At 68.8% G+C, this 17,934-nt stretch carries 19 protein-coding genes and 2 tRNA genes; 13 read left to right on the forward strand and 8 right to left on the reverse strand.

Annotated features, from left to right (window positions below; genetic code table 11):
* Positions 1-113 precede the first annotated feature (113 nt).
* The 4 genes from nucS to DJ73_RS08200 all read left to right on the forward strand — a co-directional run bounded on the left by nucS (position 114) and on the right by DJ73_RS08200 (position 3,855).
* Positions 114-896 carry an endonuclease NucS gene (gene nucS, locus DJ73_RS08185; protein WP_094557749.1) on the forward strand — a complete coding sequence of 261 codons (783 nt, stop codon included), beginning with the start codon at positions 114-116 and terminating at the stop codon, positions 894-896.
* Positions 897-982: 86 nt separating this feature from the next.
* Complete coding sequence (locus DJ73_RS08190; RefSeq protein WP_094524631.1) at positions 983-1,513, forward strand: 50S ribosomal protein L16; 531 nt, start codon at positions 983-985, stop codon at positions 1,511-1,513.
* Positions 1,514-1,637: 124 nt separating this feature from the next.
* Complete coding sequence (locus tag DJ73_RS08195; RefSeq protein ID WP_094557750.1) at positions 1,638-3,692, forward strand: DEAD/DEAH box helicase; 2,055 nt, start codon at positions 1,638-1,640, stop codon at positions 3,690-3,692.
* A 92-nt stretch (positions 3,693-3,784) separates the two neighbouring features.
* Positions 3,785-3,855 (forward strand) — tRNA-Pro (locus DJ73_RS08200).
* Positions 3,856-3,859: 4 nt separating this feature from the next.
* Here DJ73_RS08200 and DJ73_RS08205 read toward each other — a convergent pair.
* On the reverse strand, positions 3,860-4,063 hold the full coding sequence (locus DJ73_RS08205) for a hypothetical protein (RefSeq protein WP_094557762.1): 204 nt from the start codon (positions 4,061-4,063) through the stop codon (positions 3,860-3,862).
* A gap of 114 nt (positions 4,064-4,177) precedes the next feature.
* Here DJ73_RS08205 and DJ73_RS08210 point away from each other — a divergent pair, with 114 nt between their 5' ends.
* Entirely contained in the window at positions 4,178-5,326 is a 1,149-nt protein-coding gene (locus tag DJ73_RS08210; RefSeq protein ID WP_141212927.1) for a group I intron-associated PD-(D/E)XK endonuclease, read from the forward strand.
* 53 nt (positions 5,327-5,379) lie between these two features.
* On the opposite strand, the gene DJ73_RS20250 is transcribed toward DJ73_RS08210, so the two are convergent.
* On the reverse strand, positions 5,380-6,339 hold the full coding sequence (locus DJ73_RS20250) for a hypothetical protein (protein ID WP_094557752.1): 960 nt from the start codon (positions 6,337-6,339) through the stop codon (positions 5,380-5,382).
* A 282-nt stretch (positions 6,340-6,621) separates the two neighbouring features.
* On the opposite strand from DJ73_RS20250, the gene DJ73_RS08220 reads away from it, so the two are divergent.
* Positions 6,622-6,695: transfer RNA gene (locus tag DJ73_RS08220), tRNA-Phe, on the forward strand.
* A gap of 368 nt (positions 6,696-7,063) precedes the next feature.
* A complete protein-coding gene (locus DJ73_RS08225; protein WP_394338278.1) occupies positions 7,064-7,558 on the forward strand; it encodes a DoxX family membrane protein in 495 nt (164 codons plus the stop codon).
* Here the strand turns inward: DJ73_RS08225 and DJ73_RS08230 are convergent.
* Both DJ73_RS08230 and DJ73_RS08235 read right to left on the reverse strand, forming a co-directional pair.
* Positions 7,555-7,905: a zinc ribbon domain-containing protein gene (locus DJ73_RS08230; protein WP_394338323.1), complete on the reverse strand. Its 351-nt coding sequence runs from the start codon at positions 7,903-7,905 to the stop codon at positions 7,555-7,557. The two genes, DJ73_RS08225 and DJ73_RS08230, sit on opposite strands and share 4 nt — an antisense overlap.
* A 65-nt stretch (positions 7,906-7,970) precedes the next feature.
* Positions 7,971-8,510: a hypothetical protein gene (locus DJ73_RS08235; RefSeq protein ID WP_176451103.1), complete on the reverse strand. Its 540-nt coding sequence runs from the start codon at positions 8,508-8,510 to the stop codon at positions 7,971-7,973.
* Positions 8,511-8,697: 187 nt separating this feature from the next.
* Between DJ73_RS08235 and DJ73_RS08240 the strand changes: the two genes are divergently transcribed.
* Positions 8,698-8,892 (forward strand): cold-shock protein, encoded by a 195-nt coding sequence (locus DJ73_RS08240; protein ID WP_004048101.1) that lies wholly within the window; start codon positions 8,698-8,700, stop codon positions 8,890-8,892.
* Between the two features lie 201 nt (positions 8,893-9,093).
* On the opposite strand, the gene DJ73_RS08245 is transcribed toward DJ73_RS08240, so the two are convergent.
* Positions 9,094-9,408, reverse strand: a complete 315-nt coding sequence (locus DJ73_RS08245) for a 2Fe-2S iron-sulfur cluster-binding protein (protein ID WP_094524076.1) — start codon at positions 9,406-9,408, stop codon at positions 9,094-9,096.
* 166 nt (positions 9,409-9,574) lie between these two features.
* On the opposite strand from DJ73_RS08245, the gene DJ73_RS08250 reads away from it, so the two are divergent.
* Positions 9,575-10,675, forward strand: coding sequence for a hypothetical protein (locus DJ73_RS08250; protein ID WP_094557754.1), 1,101 nt, complete (start codon positions 9,575-9,577; stop codon positions 10,673-10,675).
* 80 nt (positions 10,676-10,755) lie between these two features.
* Positions 10,756-11,139: a DUF5611 family protein gene (locus DJ73_RS08255; RefSeq protein ID WP_094557755.1), complete on the forward strand. Its 384-nt coding sequence runs from the start codon at positions 10,756-10,758 to the stop codon at positions 11,137-11,139.
* 21 nt (positions 11,140-11,160) lie between these two features.
* Here DJ73_RS08255 and DJ73_RS08260 read toward each other — a convergent pair whose 3' ends face one another.
* Positions 11,161-11,754: a histidine phosphatase family protein gene (locus tag DJ73_RS08260; protein WP_094524079.1), complete on the reverse strand. Its 594-nt coding sequence runs from the start codon at positions 11,752-11,754 to the stop codon at positions 11,161-11,163.
* 56 nt (positions 11,755-11,810) lie between these two features.
* On the reverse strand, positions 11,811-14,144 hold the full coding sequence (locus tag DJ73_RS08265) for a hypothetical protein (protein ID WP_094524080.1): 2,334 nt from the start codon (positions 14,142-14,144) through the stop codon (positions 11,811-11,813).
* 143 nt (positions 14,145-14,287) lie between these two features.
* Here DJ73_RS08265 and DJ73_RS20595 point away from each other — a divergent pair, with 143 nt between their 5' ends.
* The 3 genes from DJ73_RS20595 to DJ73_RS08280 all read left to right on the forward strand — a co-directional run bounded on the left by DJ73_RS20595 (position 14,288) and on the right by DJ73_RS08280 (position 16,855).
* Positions 14,288-15,226 (forward strand): hypothetical protein, encoded by a 939-nt coding sequence (locus tag DJ73_RS20595; RefSeq protein ID WP_217900433.1) that lies wholly within the window; start codon positions 14,288-14,290, stop codon positions 15,224-15,226.
* A gap of 66 nt (positions 15,227-15,292) precedes the next feature.
* A complete protein-coding gene (locus DJ73_RS08275; protein WP_094524082.1) occupies positions 15,293-15,751 on the forward strand; it encodes a universal stress protein in 459 nt (152 codons plus the stop codon).
* 123 nt (positions 15,752-15,874) lie between these two features.
* Positions 15,875-16,855: an ROK family protein gene (locus tag DJ73_RS08280; RefSeq protein ID WP_094557756.1), complete on the forward strand. Its 981-nt coding sequence runs from the start codon at positions 15,875-15,877 to the stop codon at positions 16,853-16,855.
* 22 nt (positions 16,856-16,877) lie between these two features.
* On the opposite strand, the gene DJ73_RS08285 is transcribed toward DJ73_RS08280, so the two are convergent.
* Positions 16,878-17,888: a PrsW family intramembrane metalloprotease gene (locus DJ73_RS08285; RefSeq protein WP_094524084.1), complete on the reverse strand. Its 1,011-nt coding sequence runs from the start codon at positions 17,886-17,888 to the stop codon at positions 16,878-16,880.
* Positions 17,889-17,934: the final 46 nt, after the last annotated feature.

The raw sequence follows: 17,934 nt of genomic DNA on the forward strand, positions 1-17,934 counted from the left end.
GCGCCCGCCTTCGCGGCTGGGGCTTTGGAGGCGTTCTCCGCCGATCCATCCCCGATCATTTATAAACAGTCGACCGCGCTTCCTTTTTGAGCGACAACCACGTACGAGTAGTAGTGACAGTCACGAGCGTCCACGACCCGAGCCACCGCGAGGCCCTCTGGGAGTTGGAGGACGCCTTCGAGCGCGGCGACCTGATCAGCGTCTTCGGGCGCTGCACGGTCAGTTACGAGGGCCGCGCCGCGTCCGACCTCGGCGCCGGCGACCGCCTGCTCGTGTTGAAGCCCGACGGGGCCGCTCTCGTGCACACCGACGAGGGACACCAGCCCGTGAACTGGCAGCCCCCGGGATCCGAGCACCACGCCGCGGTCCGCGAGGGGCGGCTCCGGGTGCGTTCGACGCGCACCAACCCCGACGAGACGCTCACGGTCCGCTTCGACCGGGTCCACCAGCTCTCCGCGATGGCGGTCACCGGCGGGCGCGACCTCGCGCTCCACGGCAGCGAGGAGGACCTCCGGACCCGGATCCTGGAGCGCCCCGAACTCGTCGAACCGGGGTTCGAGCCGAAGGCGACCGAGCGCCCCTCCAGCGCCGGCCCGATGGACGTGTTCGGCGTCGACGGCGACGGCAACCCGGTCGTCGTCGAGCTGAAGCGCCGGCGGGTCGGCCCGGACGCTGTCGGCCAGCTCGCGCGGTACGTGCGGGCGCTCCGCGAGGAGTTGGGGGCGGCGGACGCCGACGGCGACGCGCTCGGCGACGGCGACGCGCTCGGCGACGGCGACGGCGGGACCCTCGTCCGTGGAGTCCTCGTCGCGCCCTCGGTCACGGACCGGGCCGCCGAGCGGCTGGCGGACCGGGGGTTCGATCACGTCGCGCTCGAACCGACGCCCGAGGAGTGAGGCGGCGAGCGCCGTGAAACGAACCGACGACGCCGCGGTATCGAAGGGTTTATCGCCGCAGCGCGGGCTACATCGGGCAAGTAGCCATGTCTGACAAACCCGCCTCTATGTATCGGACGATCGACAAGCCGTCGTACACCCGCCGCGAATACATCACCGGGATCCCCGGATCGAAGATCGCTCAGCACAACATGGGCGACCTCTCCGCTGAGCCGGACGACTACCCCGTCCAGATCAGCCTCCGCGTCGAGGAGGAGCTCCAGATCCGCCACGGCTCGCTCGAGAGCGCGCGCCTCTCGGCGAACCGTCACCTGATCAAGGAGCTCGGCGAGGGCAACTACAAGATGACCCTCCGCAAGTTTCCCCACCAAGTCATCCGGGAGAACAAGCAGGCGACCGGCGCCGGCGCGGACCGCGTCTCCGACGGGATGCGGCAGGCGTTCGGCAAGCCGGTCGGGACGGCCGCCCGCCTGAACGCGGACGACATCGTCTTCACCGCCTACTGCGACGTCGAGCAGGCGTCCGTCGTGAAGGAGGCGTTCCGGCGCGCGTACAACAAGCTCTCGCCCCCGTGCCGGATCACGGTCGACCGCGGCGAGAAGCTCCTCGTCTCGTAACCCCGCCGGCCTTTTTCGAAGCGCGGTTCTCACGCCCCGAGCCGTGCGGCCGGACGCGGTGACGCGAGAGCCGCCGCACGGCGAGCCGAACTCCTGAAATACCTTCCTCGCGTATCGACGGCCAGTGTCACAGCAGTTGGCCGAGGTCGAGACGCTGTTCCTCCACGAGGCGCGGAGCGACTACACCGTCGTCGCGAACCGGGACGGGAACAGGGTGCTCCGCGGGCGGCTCGAACTCAAGGAGACCTCCGCGGGCCCGCGCCCGGGGAAGTTCCGCGTGATCCGCGACGGCGAGGACCACCCCCGCCGTCCGGACGAGTTCGTCGACCTCGCCCGCGCGGCCGACCGGATCCGTATCTCCGAGCAGACGTCGCCGGAGAACCGAGCGCGGCTGGAGGCGATGCTCGACGGCTACCAGCTGGAGGCGATGGCCGTCCGGACCTGCCGTCGCTGCGCGAACGACGGGCGATACGGACCGATCACGAGCGAGACCGCGGTCGAACACAACGACGAGCTGATCTGCCGCGACTGCGCCCGCAGAGAGCTCGAACGGGAGCTCTCGTATAAAGGCGAGTTCACGGGCGCCGCCGAGGAGCGGTTGGAGGAGCTACTCTACGAGTCCGGCGACCTCGATCGGATCGTCAACCTCCTGCAGGGCGGGCTCGACCCCGACCTCACCAAGTACGACGAGGTCTCCGCCAACGTCGACGACGTGAGTCCCGTGCGCACCGAGGACCTCGATCTCCACTCGGACCTCTCCGCGCACCTCCAAGGCCGGTTCGAGGAGCTGCTCCCGGTCCAGAGCCTCTCCGTCCGAAACGGCCTCCTCGAGGGGGACGACCAGCTCGTCGTGAGCGCGACCGCGACGGGGAAGACGCTGGTCGGCGAGCTGACCGGGATCGACCGAGCGCTGAAGGGGGAGGGGAAGCTCCTCTTTTTAGTCCCGCTCGTCGCGCTCGCCAACCAGAAGCACGAGGACTTCAGGGACCGCTACGGCGACCGGCTCAACGTCTCGATCCGCGTCGGCTCCTCCCGGGTGAACGACGACGGCAACCGCTTCGACCCGAACGCCGACGTGATCGTCGGCACCTACGAGGGGATCGACCACGCGCTCCGGACGGGGAAGGACCTCGGCGACGTCGGCACCGTCGTCATCGACGAGGTCCACACGCTGAAGGAGGGCGAGCGCGGCCACCGGCTCGACGGCCTCATCTCCCGGCTGAAGTACTACAGCGAGAATCGGATGGAGACGCACTCGGGATACGGCGGCACGCAGTTCGTCTACCTCTCCGCGACGGTCGGGAACCCGGAGTGGCTCGCCGAGAAGCTCCGGGCGACCCTCATCGAGTACGAGGAGCGCCCCGTTCCCATCGAGCGGCACGTCACCTTCGCGGACAGCCGTGAGAAGGCGCAGATCGCCGACAAGCTCGTGAAGCGGGAGTTCGACACGAAGTCGTCGAAGGGGTACCGCGGACAGACGATCGTCTTCACGAACTCCCGGCGGCGCTGCCACGAGATCAGCCGGAAGCTCCGATACGACTCCGCGCCGTACCACGCCGGCCTCGACTACAAACGCCGGAAGCAGGTCGAACGCCAGTTCGGGAACCAGGACCTCTCGGCGGTCGTCACCACCGCGGCGCTGGCCGCCGGCGTCGACTTCCCCGCCTCGCAGGTGATCTTCGACTCGCTGGCGATGGGGATCGAGTGGCTCTCCGTCCAGGAGTTCTCCCAGATGCTCGGGCGCGCCGGGCGGCCGGACTACCACGACCGCGGGCGCGTCTACCTCCTCGTCGAGCCCGACGGCGTCTACCACAACTCCATGGACCGCACCGAAGACGAGGTCGCGTTCACCCTGCTGAAAGGGGAGATGGAGGACGTGGCGACCCACTACGACGAGGCCGCCGCCGTCGAGGAGACGCTGGCGAACGTCGTCGTCGCCGGCAAGAAGGCCAAGCGGCTCAACGACCGGATGATCGGCGAGGTGCCGACGAAACACGCGATCGGGAAGCTGCTGGAGTGGGAGTTCATCGACGGCTTCGATCCGACGCCGCTGGGCCGCGGCGTCACGAGGCACTTCCTCGCGCCCGACGAGGCGTTCTTCATCCTCGACGCGATCCGGAAGGGGACCGACCCCTACCAGATCGTCGCCGACCTCGAACTGCGCGACGACGAGGAGTGAAGCGGCAGGCCGTCGCGGGGCGGCCGCGGTTGAGAACAGCCTTGACCGCGCAACGAAACGCTTTACCGGCCGATGCGGGTATGTGCAGGTACGGGGCCGTGGGGTAGTGGTATCCTCGCTGCCTTGGGTGCAGTGGACCTGAGTTCGACTCTCAGCGGCCCCATCTACTACTCTTCGCCGTCACAGACGATCTGCGCAAGCTCCTTATACAGCTCTGGATGGTGTTTTTCGAGAACCGCTAGATCGGTCTGGAGTTCTTCGTGTATTCGGTTCCGAATTCGAGACACAGCTTGATACTGGTTCGAGCCGGCCGTCTCCGATCTGAGATGTTCGCGTTCGGTTTCGGTGAGGAGAGCGCGTGTTCGGGCCACACTCAGTTTACGCACCAATCTGGTAATTGTTTGGCGCTGTTCGATCGGCATAGTTTGCAAATACACAAATGTAAGTGCCATGACTTTCAAAAGAGATACCGAATCACGGCAGATATGGAATCACACAGGCAAGGCGATCTCACCGAAGAAATCGTCATTACGGAACTGAAGAAGCGCAATATTAGCGTATCAACGCCGGTAGGCGACAACGAAAGATACGACGTTATCTTGGAAAAACCAGACGGCGGTCTGCTGCGCGGACAGATCAAAACGGGGCGATTGAAAGACGGGGTAATTCGATTCAAAGGAGTAAGTCAACACACGAATTCGTCCGGGCATGTGTACAAGGAGTACGGCGACGATGTCGACTGCTTTCTCGTATACTGCGACGAAACAGAGGAGACCTATTTTATCGATTCAGAGGAAGTTGGTACCTCGATGCACTTGCGCATCGACACGCCTACTCGAAAGACCAGTCAGATCAATTGGGCTGATGACTATCGGCTCGATCACCAGTGGCCACCCGACGGCCACAACGAGGGTGACTCAGCGGTCTCTGCAGCTATCGATGCGCTTGAGAGCGTAGAGGGTTCGGTGTATATTGATCCGATCAGAGAGGACAGCCGGAATCTGTTGTTCGTGGACACAGACGGTGAAACACATCGGATCGGAGTCGAAACCGGATGGATCGTGAATGGCCGGGTCCGGTTCACGCCGAGTAATTCCGCAGAGTACCTTCTCGTATACTGCGATGGCTTGGACGATTTGCTGTCTGTACATACTGATGAGTTTAATGAATCAATCTCTTTCCGGGTAGACAGCGAGAATACGCGAGGGACCAGATCGAATCCAGTAGATGAGTACGAGTTCGGGAACAACTGGCCACCAGTAGTCGTCGGGACTTCGCAGACGGATCCGACGCCGGAGCTGTCCCAGTTCATCAGTAGACTGCGAGAGGGGCAAGTGTCGTACAGCCGCGTGGAGTGCAGCGATAAAAAGACGGCAGAGGTCCACAGTAAGCAGTTGGACTTCCGAATCTGCGTCGAACCAGCGTGGATCGAGAACGGGCTACTCCGGTTCAACGCGAGCGGCGATAATGCCGATTATTATTCGCTCAAGAATCCTGAAAAAGAAGAGTGGTATCTCGTGTCAGATGATTCGTTCGGGGATTCTGTCTCTCTGCGAATAGATCCGCCCGAAAAAGAGGATAGTCGGATCAATTTTGCAGAGGATTACCTGTTAGAAAAGATGTGGCCAGTATAGACAGACACATGGTTCGGTGACCCTTCTGAGAGTCGAGTCACCGAGAGGAACCCTTACCGCTCCAGCACCGTTCCGCTGGCGCCGACGGCGTAGTCGCGGGCGCCGTCGAACGCCGCGACGGCGCGGAGGTTCTGTCCGGAGGGCGTGTCGACGACGCCCCAGGCGCCGTCATCGCGCCCGACGACGGTGCCGCTTCCGCCGACCGCGACGCCGCCGGCGTCGCTCGTGACCACGTCTTTGAGACCGGCCTCTGCGATCCGGTCCGACCGCCACTCGACGCCGTCGTAGACGTAGAGGGATCCGCCGCCGCCGACCACGGTCGCGTCGTCGGGGGCGTCGGCGTCGAGGCCGGCGAAGGTCGTGTCGGCGTTCTCTATGCCGAACGCCTCCCACGTCGGGCCGTCGTCGGTGCCGAACACCGTGCCGTTCGTGTCGATCAGGGTTCCCGCGCGGGCGCCGTAGCACTCGACGGCGGGGATCCCGGAGCCGGAACCGGGCGTGAGGTGGTTCCAGGTACCCTCCTCGCCGTTGTCGAAGCTGTAGTACACCAGCCCGGAGTCGTCGACGACGTACACGTCCGCGTCGCCCGCGGGACCCGTGACGGCGACGGAGTTGAACTGGTTGGAGGCGCCCGTCGGCTTGGACCGGTCGATCAGGTTCTCGGTCGTCACGTCGTACTCGCCGACGGCGCCGCTGTTGCCGACGAACCAGAGCCGCTCGCCGTCGTCGGTGACGGCGGCGCCGTACAGCCCGTTGCCGTTGCCCGTGGGCCCGCCGCGGAACACCGTCTCCCAGCCGGCCGCCGTCCGCTCGATCAGGACGCCGCCCGCGCCGACCGCGTGCGGGTTCGTCGCCGTGTACCGGACGTCGTGGAGGGTCCCGTCGACCGGCGTCTCGGCGACGGTCCAGTCGGAGGTCGAGGTCTCCTCGGCCGACGCGACGGCGGGGACAGCAGCGGCCGCGATCGATGCGCCTGCGAGCTTCACGACCGAACGTCGAGTGTGTCGGCTCATCGCAGTTCGGCGTTGGTCCGGGGCGGGTGTAAAAACCGAGAATATTAGGCCCGAATTAAAGTTGATTGCCGCGGTTTTATCGCGTCAACGGACGGTGGTTTGAAGTAAGCGAACGCAACCGCGAGAGGATTGAAGGAGGCGTTCGCGGTCGGCGCGAGGAGCCTCGGCTCGATGTCGGCGCGCTCTGGAGCGGGCCGAGTCGCGCGCTCCGAGGCGGCGGGGCGATCGGACCGCCGCCTTTCGAAATCCTTTTGTCTCGAATCGGCGTTGGTCCGAGTGCGAGCCGCCTTAGCTCAGACTGGGAGAGCACTCGACTGAAGATCGAGCTGTCCCCCGTTCAAATCGGGGAGGCGGCATTTTCCTGCGAACTCGTGAGGGAGCGAAGCGACTGAACCGTGAGCAGTGAAAATGTTCCCGACCCGATTTGAGCAGACGAGTCGCGAGCCCGAGCGGGGCGAGGGCGAGCGTCTCGGCGAGTTCAAATCGGGGAGGCGGCATTGTTTTTGTGGGAACTAAGTTCGGAAGCGCCGACTAAAGATCGAGCTGTCCTCCGTCCCCGCGAGCGCAGCGAGCGGGGGCTCGGAAGACGAGCGGAGCGATGTCTTCCGGTGTTCAAATCGGGGAGGCGGCATGTTCCAAACCCGTGAGGAGGGCGAACCGTCGGGAAAACGGATCGGTCGAAGCCGGGGGAACGCTCATTAGTCGCCCGTCGGTATCCGCTCGGGTGAGAGACGACGTCGACGCCGACGGCACCGACGACCGCACCGGCCCGCTCGCGAGACGGAAGCGCCGCCTCCGCCGCGTGATGGGAACGATATACGCCGTCGCGGGTATGACCCACTTCCTCGCGCCGGACTCGTTCGCCCGGGCCGTCCCGCCCGAGTTCCCGCGACCGCGAGCGCTCGTCTACTGCTCCGGGATCGCGGAGCTCGCCCTCGGGATCGGACTGCAGTTCGACCGGACGCGGCGGGCGTCGGCGTGGGGGATCGTCGCGCTGCTGGTCGCCGTCTTCCCGGCGAACGTCTACATGGCGACCGACGACGTCGCGGCCGATCTCGTTCCCGACCGGTTCGCCGGGGTCTCGCGGGCGGCCGCGTGGGCGAGACTCCCGTTTCAGGCCGTGCTAGTGCTGTGGGCGTGGTGGCACGCGCTCCCGGAGTCGGAGCCCGAGGGCGACGCAGAGGTCGAGGCGGGAGGGGCGACGGAGCCGACGGGCTAGGGCCCGGGTCGAAGCGGCGTCGTACAGCGACGGCAGTAGTCGAATCCCGACTCGTTGGCCGCGCCGCAGTTCGGGCAGGTCGCGGCCGGTCCGTTCGAGTCGTCTCGCTCCTCGACCGCCGCGCGGTCGCCCTCCGAACCGGCCGACGGCCGCCGACCGTACTCCTCGTCTTCCGTGTACTTCTCCATCTCGCCGGCCCGCCGACGGGCCCGGCGGTCGCGCCCCTCGCGGACGATCCCGCGGAGCACGCGGAACCCGAGCCCTAACGCGACGAGCAGCAGCGTCCCCACGACCGCGAGGTACACCGGGCCGAGGTCGATCACGCGGACCCTACGGGCCGGAGACATAGATATTGTGGGGTGATCTCATGTGACAAGGTCGCGGTGGCCGCGGCGGCCGCGATGGCGACGGGTCAGTACCGCAGCGTGGCGTCGAGGATGCCGGCGGTCTGTCCGAGTCCGACGATCGCGATCCCGACCGCGGTCCACGTCGCCGAGGGCGCGGCCGCGACCGCGACCGCGCCGGCGACGCAGCAGGCGACGCCGGTGTCGTAAATCCGCGCGCCGGCCTCGACGCGGCGACCGGTGTACGCGAACCCGACCGCGGGGAGGAGCGCCCACCCGTACAGCGAGACGGCCAACAGGGCGGTCGGGGAGGTCCCGGTGCCGCCGAGCGCGAGGAATCCCGCGAGGCCAGCGAGCGTCGCGGGCGTGCCGGCGAGGATCACGAGCTTCCACGCCCGGAGCACGCCGCTCGCCATGTCGCGCCACGAGGCGATCACGAACGCGACGAGCAGGACGCTCATGACGACGTGGGCGACGAACAGGGCGCGCGTCGAGACGACGTCGAGCGCCGTCGCGGCGACGACGGTCCAAGCGGCGGGGACGAGCAACGCCGGTCCGTTCTCCCTGAGCGATCGAAACACGACACGCCGATCGCGGCGGGCGAACATAAACGTCCCTCCGCCGGCGGCCGGATCCGGATAACCGACGGATCGGTCGGTGTGACGCGATAAGTCCCAGAGCGCGGGCACCGATCGCCTCAAAAATAGCCCACAACGACAACAATTGTTCGGCTTCACCCGTGGTAACTGTACACTCGCAATCCTTATGCCCGAACGGGGCGTCCGCTAGGATGCAATGGCGACCGGAAAGGTTGATTTCTTCAACGACACTGGCGGCTACGGATTTATTGAGACTGACGACGCTGACGACGACGTGTTCTTCCACATGGAAGACGTCGAAGGGCCGGACCTCGAAGAGGGCCAGGAGCTCGAGTTCGACATCGAGTCCTCGCCCAAGGGGCCGCGCGCGTCCAACGTCGTTCGGCAGTAAGCCGATCCGATAAGGCGGGTCGGTCCGGCTGACGCCGAACACGGCTCTGACACGCGACAACGAGACTTTTGCCCGCTCCGGACTCACGTCCGACGCGGGTACTTATCACGACACCGAGCGTCGCCGCCGCCGATCGGTTCGGCCGGTGACGGCGAGCGGTGGCGTCGAAGTATCGGCGTACAACGGCCGGAGACGGCCGACTCAGATGTGCTGCCCGAAGAGCCCGCGGCCCTTCGTCACCTCAACGTCTCCCTCGACCTTCGTCTGACAGGCGAGTCGGACGTCGTGGCTCGGGTGGTGCGGCGGGAACCAGAGGCGGGCCTTCTCCTTCTTGCCGGGTTCGCTCACCTCGCCGTCGACCTGGACCGCACAGGACCCGCACGACCCCGCGCCCCGGCAGTTGAGCTGTTTCATCTTGCCGTTGTACACGGAGAGTCCGGCCTCCTTCAGCACGTCGCGTAACACGGCGCCTTTCTCGCACTCGATCTCCTCTCCCTGATAGGATACGGTCGGCATGTCCGAAGGTACGCGACCGATCCACAAAGAGTCTATGTACTGCGGTCGGGGATAGCGTCCCGCGCGGGACCGCGGTTCGAAACGGCCGCCCGACGAGACGGGCGTACGCCGGGCGTCAGACGCCGGACGGGGCGTTTTTTACCCTCGGCACCGCAGGACGGACATAATGGGACTCAGGTGTCTGCTCGGGCACGACTTCGACGAGCCCGAACTACGGCGCGAGCGCGAGGAGGACGGGAACGAGGTCGTCACGACCGTCACCGAGGTGAAGACCTGCGCTCGCTGCGGTGAGACGCAGGTCGTGAGCGAGAACACCGAGGTCACGACGATGGAGCAACTGACCGACGAGGCCGTCGCGGGCGCCGAAACGGCGGGGGCCGGGGCGACCCCGGGCGTCGACGACGACCGCGGCGCGACGGGCGGCGTCGGGCCGGACGTCGTCGGAACGGACGCCGTCTCGATGGACGCCGCGGCGACGGACGACGGGGCGGGCGAGGCGGGCCCGACGGTCGACGCGACCGACGACGTCGACGACGCCGTGATCATCGACGACGGACCGGCCGCGGCGGCCGACGACAGACCCGAAGACGGTGCCGCGGACGCGGACGACGAGGGAGACGCGCCCGCGGACGACGAGGACGCGGAGCTCCTCGAATCGGGCCCGGACGACGAGGCGGGCTCGCTGGGGGGCGGCGACGAGTACGCGGAGTACCCCGAGGTCGAGACCGCGGAGTCGACGGAGGGCGACGAGCGGGACGCGGCGACCGACGACGGCGTGATCCTCGACGAGGCGGACGAGCCGGCGGCCGACCGCGAGCGCGGGGCGTGGCCGGAGGTCGACGAGGCGGACGAGCCGGAGCCGTCGACGACGGCGTGGCCCGAACAGCGCGGGGAGGACGAGGGGTTCAGCGCGGAGGTCGGCGACGGCGACGCCGGCGGCGTGGAGTTCGGGGGCGGTCTCACCCCCGAGGCGGCCGAGTCGGCGGACGGAGACGGAGACGCGGAGTACGTCGAGGCGTCGGAGCGCGACGCGGACGAGGTCGGCGGCACGATCGAACCGCGGGGCGAGGAGGCGGAGCCGGTCGACGCCGGAACGGGGATCACCCGCGCGGAGACCCCGGACCTCTCGACGTCGACCTCGGAGACGACGACGGAGTACCACTGCCCCGAGTGCGGGATGACCCGGGACGCCGACGGCAACTCCATGCGCGCGGGCGACATCTGCCCCGAGTGCAAGCGCGGCTACGTCACCGAGCGGCCGATCTGATCGGCGCCGGAGGGGTCTCGTAACGGCCTGAACACCCCGTGACGAAACTGGTTTACGCCCCCCTGTCGAACGGTCGCGGCATGAAGGAGTACAAGATGCGCCGCGGCGAGCATCTGGACGATCGCATGCCCGACCTGAAGGGCTCCATCGAGGACTACTTCGGCGAGGTCTCCGACACAGAGGAGTGGCAGGACCACGAGCTGTACGTGGTCGAAGACCCCGACAATCCCGTTTTCGAACGAATCGTGGCCGGTGCCGCCGAGTACGGTGGAAAGAAGGACAAGCTCGCGGTCCACTTCGAGGAGCGGCCCGCCGAGGACGTCATCGCCGAGGGGAACGCCGACGCCGCCGCCGACGCGGTCGACGCGAAAAACGAGTTCCTGCTGGAGGCGACTGGCCGCGACGCGAAGTCCCGCCGCGACTCGCTGAAGCGCGAGGTCGAGGACGACGCGCCCGACTACTGAGTCGAGCCCGGGCCCCCGCCGCTATTTATACGATCGGTCGTTCGTGCCGACGAGCGCGCCCGCGTCGTCGATCTCGGTGACCGAGCAGTTGTCGGCCGACAGCTCCGTGAGCGACCGCACCACCGAGAGGTCTCTGCGCTCGCCGACGACGAGCCGGATCGGGTTCACGTGCGTGACGGCGACGACGGTCCCCTCGCGGGCGCGCAGATCCGCGACCGCGTCGAGAACGCGGTCGCGGACGGAGAGCCAGCTCTCGCCGCTCTCCGGCTCGCGCTCGGCCGCGGCCCGTCCGTTCTCCAGCAGGTCGAACGCGGGGAAGCGCTCGAAGAAGGAGCCGGAAGAGAGGCCTTGAAACACGCCGAAGTCGCGCTCGCGGAGCCGCGGGTCGGTCTCGAGTTCGACCCCGGCCGCCGCGGCGATCGGCTCGGCGGTCGCCACGGTCCGCGCGAGGTCCGAGGCGACGACCGCGTCGACCGCGTGGCGCTCAACGAGGGCGTCGGCGACCGCCGCGGCCTCCTCGCGTCCGGCGTCGGAGAGCCCGACGGGCGCCCACCCCTGGATCCGACCCGCCTCGTTCCACTCGGTCGTCCCGTGTCTGACGAACAGCGTGCTCACGGTTCACTCTCGGCGTCTCGTATCAAGGGCCTTTCGTCGTCGGAGCCGCGTCCCAGTCAGCGTTCGAGCGACCGCGTCAGCGCGAAGACGAACAGCGCGATGAGGAACGCGCCGACGAACCCCTCCAGGGTGGCGGCGAGCCGGACGGCCAAGTCGGACTGCTCCGTGCCGCCGCCGAGGATCAGCGCGACGAACGACTCCAAGCTCAACAGCCCGTACCCGAGGACGCCCCCGTACGGAGGTTCGGGGAGCAGCACGGCGAACGCCCCCGCGAAGACGAACACGACGCTCCCGGAGAAGGTGAGCACTCGGCCGGGGCGTTCGCCGTAGCCGGAGCTGAGGTCGAACAGCGCGTTCGAGACGTAATCGGACGCGGCGGCGAGGCGCTTCCGTGGCGGCCCGCGGGCGCGGGCCTCTTTCCGGTGGACCCGTCGACGCTGGAGCATCTCGTTCCGGAAGAACCGAGAGGCCGCGTTCGTGTCGCCGACGCGGTTCGCGCCGTTGCGCGCGAGCACGTAGGTGGTGACCAGCGTCTCGGCGTCGGGGACCTCCGCGTCGACGTCGGCGATCACCGGGGCGATCGCGCTCTGTAACTCGCCGCGCGCGGCCGCCTTCCCCGGGTCGTGCGCGGGGTATGCGTCGGGGTCGACCCGGCCGAGCGCGGCGCGGACGTCGGGGTCGCGGAGGGCGACGACGGCGGTCGGCGCGGGGCTCACCGCGTCCCCGCCGTCCGAGGCGACCGCCGCGAGGCCGCGAACGAGGCCCACCCGGTCGCTCTCTCGGTCGTCGAACGGTTCCGGGAGGGCGGATTCGCGGGACGACTCGGCCTCTCCGGCGATCGCGGCGAAGTCGACACGGGCCCCGACGAGGGTCGCGACCGCGTCGACCGGATCGGCGGCTGAGAGGGCGTCCCGGAACCCCTCGAACGTCGCGGCCGCCGCGAGGAGGTCGTCCGCGAGCGCCATCGCGTCGGCGGCGACGGTGGCCGTCGCGAGCCCGCGGTAGCCGGTGCCGTCGCCGTCGACGGTCTCCGGGACCTCGTGGATCCGCCAGTCGGCCGCCTCGAAGGCGTCGCGGTTCCGTCCGAAGACGAAGCCGTCGAACGTCGTCTCGACGAGGTGGAGGCGGTCGGTGGACCCGCCGTTCGTCCCGAGTCGGACGTCGCCGAGCGTGGCGTTCCGGAGGTCGTACCCGACGGGACCGCTCGCTGTCGGCTGCGAGAGCGAGCCGGCGCCGACGGTCACACGGCGCAGCCGCGCAACCGGGAACGTCGTGTCGGCAAGCCGCGGCGTGCAGGTCAACGCGCCCGCGACGGTCGTGCCCGAGAGGTCGAGGCAGCCGTCGACGACCGGACCGGGAAGGGTGCCCGTCCGCGCCTCCGCGAGGTCGGCGTCGCCGCCGATCCGGCCGTTCCGGACCGAGAGGTTCCCGGCGACGATCGCGGGGCCGAGCGTCGTCGACTCGTCATCGACGGCGCCGAGCCAGAGCGAGTCGTCGAGGTCGACGGCGTCGAGCCGGAGGTCGCCCCCGACGTGGAGGTCGTTCAGCAGGAGCGCCCCCCGGCTCCGGAGGTGTTCGAGCACGACGTGCGAGCGCACCTCGGTGAGTCGGAGCGTGAGCTCGGAGGTGTTCGCGTGGTGGCGCTCACCCCGGAGCGTGAGTCCCGGGCAGTAGAGCCGCCCCTCGACCGCGCCGCGCTTGAACTCGAACCGGCCGTCGACGACGCACTCCGTCGCCTCGACGTCGCCGTTCACGACCGCGTCGGTGAGCACGAGGCGCCCGCCGACGCGCGCGTCGTCGAACCGCACCGGTGTGGAGGCGGCGTCACCGACCGGGGGGCCGCCGTCGGTGGGTCGCTCCGCCGCGTCGACGGCCCCGATCCACAGGCCGTCGGCGTCCGGGTCGACCCGCGCGTCGGGGTGCGTCGCCGGGCCGAGCGCGGACTCGCGAAGCGAGCAGTCGCCGTCGACGACGCAGTCGGTCGCGTCGACGGTCCCGATCCGCGACCCACCGAGGTCGAAGTCCGCCTCGATCCGCGCGTCGTGACAGTCGAGCGCACCGATTCGAGCGCCGCGGAGGTCGAGCGGGTGTGTGTCGCCGCGCTCGATCAGCTCGTCGGAGAGGTCGAGCGCCGAGAGGCGGGCTCCGACGAACCGCTTCCGCTCGCGGGCGAAGCGCCGCTCGCCGAGGTCAATCGCGAACAGGTCGGCCTCGGGCGTCGCAGAGAGGGATTCGAGCAGCTCGCCGGCGGCGTCCCCGTTCGAGAGCGCGTCGGGGTCGTGGAACGCGCAGTGATCGCCTCCCTCGACGGCCGTTCGCGGGCAGCGCCAGTCGTCGGCGAGGTCGCCGGGGACGGAGACCTCGTCGGCGTCGAAGGTACACCGGGGCATAGGCGAAGGAGTCGGAGGCGATACATAAACGCTCGGCAGCCGATGCGGCGCCGAGGCGGCGCCGAGGCGGCGCGGTCGTGGCGAGGCGCGGCGGAGTCTCGTGGACGACAACCTATTGACCGCGGACCGGGTACTGTGACCGAATGCGACAGGACCCGATCCCGCCGGCGGTCGCCGACCGGCTGTCGACCGCGGCCCGTCGCCTGCGAGCGGCCCGCCGGAACGCGCTCGAGCGAGTCGCCGTCGAGGAGACGGAGTGGGAGTACGCGGGCCGGACGTGGTCGTGGCCGGCGGGGGAGGCGCGCACGTACTTCCACGAGCTCGCGCCGGGCGAGCGCGAGGCGCTCGACGAACTGACCGCGGAGCTGGAGCGGCTCCGCGAGGCGGGAGCGGCGGCGGAGGCGACCGCGTCGGGGGCGACGTCGACGGCGGACGTCGTCGGGGTCGGCACGGGTCGCGTCGCCGTCGGGATTCCCGGATCGATCGGCGGGGACCCGAGGACGTCCGACGGGGATGCCAAGCCGACCGACGGAACTCCGAAGCCGACCGACGGAACTCCGAAGCCGACCGACGGAACTCCGAAGCCGACCGACGGAACTCCGAAGCCGACCGACGGAACTCCGGAGCCGACCCACGGGGATCCGCTCGTCGCGAAGCTGGCGCGGTACGGTCCCTCGGCGGAGATGGGCGACGGGCGCCCGCAGAACCGACGAGAGCGACGGATCTGGTCGGCGGTCGAGTCGCACCCGTTCCTGCCCGTCCTCGACGGCGACCCCGACGGCGACTGGATCGTCATGCCGCGGGCGGAGGTCCCCCCAGAGGAGCCGGTCCGCGAGGAGGCGCTCGACCGCGTTCGGAGGGCGCTGGCGCCGCACCGCGACCGCTTTCACTTCGACGAGCTCAAGCCGGAGAACGTCGGCGCGTACCGCGGTCGGTACTGGATCGTCGACTACGGCCGCCCGACCGGCGAACCGTTGTTCGTCGATCCGCCGGGCGAACCGGAGCCGCCCGAGGCGGACGCGGCCGGAACGCCGGCTGAGGACGACGCGGAGGCAAGGGAGAAACGTAAGGATCGATCGTAAGAAAATTAATTCAGAACTGAGTTAAAACTTCGACAGCTTTATCCGGGCGGGCGGCGAAAGGGAGGTATGAGCATAGAAACGGTGCTACTAGCGGTCGGAACCGAAGACGAGGAACAAACAGAGCAGCTCGCGAAGGAGGCCATCGCGGTCGCCGAGCCCGCGGGGGCGGAAATCGTGTTGACCCACGTGTTCTCGGACGAGGAGTTCGACGGAGTCCGGTCGAAGCTCGGGGTCAACCCGACGAGCGAGGGGTCGACGCCGAACGCGGTCGCGGAGCGGCACACCACGACGCGTGCGCTCGCGAAGGCGCTCGACGAGGCCGGCGTCTCGTACACGATCCGCGGCGCGGTCGGCGATCACGCCGACGAGGTCGTCGAGGCGGCCTCGGCCGTCAAGGCCGACCGCGTGGTGGTCGGCGGGCGGCGCCGGTCGCCGACCGGGAAGGCCGTCTTCGGCAGCGTCGCTCAGGAGGTCATCCTCTCGGCGCCGTGCCCGGTGACCTTCGTGCGGGAAGTCGCCGCCTGAGTGACCGACCCGTCTCCGCGCGCCGGTCAGGGCGACACCTCGCCGCCCTCACCGCGCGCCGAACGGGACGAACCGCCTCGGGAAGCGTCCCGCTTAAGTGACACCGGTCCGCCGTTCTAGCCGATGTATTACGTGGGCGTCGACCTGGGGGCGACGAACGTCCGGGCGGTCGTCGGCGACGGCACCGCGACGGTCCTCGGATCGGACGCGCAGGGGACCCCTCGCGGTCCGAACGGGATCGCCGTGACCGAGGCCGTGCTGAGCGTCGTCCGGGGGGCGTGCGCGGCCGCCGAGATCGACCCGACCGAGGTCGTCGCGGCCGGGATCGGCTCGATCGGCCCCCTCGACCTGGCGGCCGGGGTCGTCCAGGGGCCGGCGAACCTCCCGGACACGGTCGAGCGCATCCCGCTCGTCGGGCCCGTCTCGCAGCTCCTCGGCACCGACGAGGTCCACCTCCACAACGACACCGTCGCCGGCGTCATCGGCGAGCGGTTCCACGCCGAGCGCAACCCGGACGACATGGTGTACCTCACGATCTCCTCGGGGATCGGCGCCGGGGTCGCCGTCGACGGCAACGTGCTCTCGGGGTGGGACGGGAACGCCGGCGAGGTGGGCCACATGACCGTCGATCCGCACGGGTTCATGACCTGCGGGTGCGGGCTCGACGGGCACTGGGAGGGGTACTGCTCCGGAAACAACATCCCGAAGTACGCCCGCGAACTCCACGCCGAGGACCCGATCGAGACGTCGCTCCCCGTCGAGGACCCGGACTTCTCCGCGGTCGACGTGTTCGAGGCGGCGGGCGAGGACGTCTTCGCCGACCACGTGATCGACCAGGTGGCCCACTGGAACGCCATGGGCGTCGCCAACGTGATCCACGCGTACGCCCCGCTCGTCGTGAGCGTGGGCGGCGCGGTCGCGCTCAACAACCCGGACCGGGTGCTCGACCCGATCCGAGAGAAGCTCTCCGACATGGTGTTCATCAACGTCCCGGAGGTCAAGCTCACCGACCTCGGCGACGAGGTCGTCGTGAAGGGGGCGCTCGCGAGCGCGCTCACCGGCGGCACGGGCGACCGGTCGCGCGTGGAGTCGCCGCCGGAGTGATCTGTTTTAAAAACGGCCGTCGTCAATCCTCGAACTCCGTGAGCTCCGGTTCGACGTCCGGGCCGACCGCGTCGCGCGTCTCCACGTACGCGTCCCGGTAGCGCCAGATCTTCCGGAGGAGGACGTAGCCGAACGCGCCCTGGAACAGGAGGACGAAGAGGAACAGCGCCGGGAGCCGCGGGATGGGAGTGAGCGCGGGGATCACCGAGGTCACCGGGCCGACGAGGGTGTTGTACAGCCCGTGGATCGCGGCCGCGATGACGAGCCCCTTCACCACGATCGGGCCGCGGTTCTCGGGGTTGAACTTCGCGAGCCCGAGGTAGTACCCCGCGAACGCCGAGTAGACGACGTGGCCCGGCCCCGCGAGCGCTCGCAGCGCCGTGATCCCGTCGCCCGCGCCGAGGACGGCGAGCCCCAGCGTCAGCTCCGACATCTCGACCGTCCGGGCGATGTACACGAGGTTCTCGATGACGACGAAGCCGAGGCCGGCGATCGCCCCGTACACCGCGCCGTCGACGACGGCGTCGAACCGGTCGTCAGTGTACGCGTACAGCCGGACGGCGAGCAGCTTCACCGTCTCCTCGACGGGACCGACGATGACGAAGAAGAAGAGGACGATCCCGGGGAAGCCGAGCGGGGAGAAGAGCGGCTGCGCGTAGCTGTTGAGCACCGCGGCGAACGTCGCCGTCAGGATAGACAGCAGGAACGTCGCCACGAGCAGGGAGAGCGGCTCCGCGGTCGTGACGTCGGAGACGTACACGTACGCGGCGAGCCCGAACGCCGGGATCGCCGAGAGCCCGACGAGCATGGCGACGGCGGGGTCGAAGACCAGCCCGAGGCCGAACGACCCGAGGATGGCGAGGAGCCCCAGAAGCGCGACGAACACGACGAGCGCCTTCGCGGAGCGGGTGATGAGCCAGTACAGCGCGACCGAGAGCCCGTCGAGAGAGGTGCGCTCCTCCCACGTGGCGACATCGTAGAGGTCGCGGTCGTCGTCGGCGCGCGACTGGACCGGGTCCGACCGGGATGGCATACGCCCTGGTTCGGCCCGGGATGACTTAAGCCGTGGCCGGACCGCG

Origin of the sequence: Halorubrum sp. Ea1, assembly GCF_002252965.1 — an archaeon.
GTDB lineage: Archaea > Halobacteriota > Halobacteria > Halobacteriales > Haloferacaceae > Halorubrum.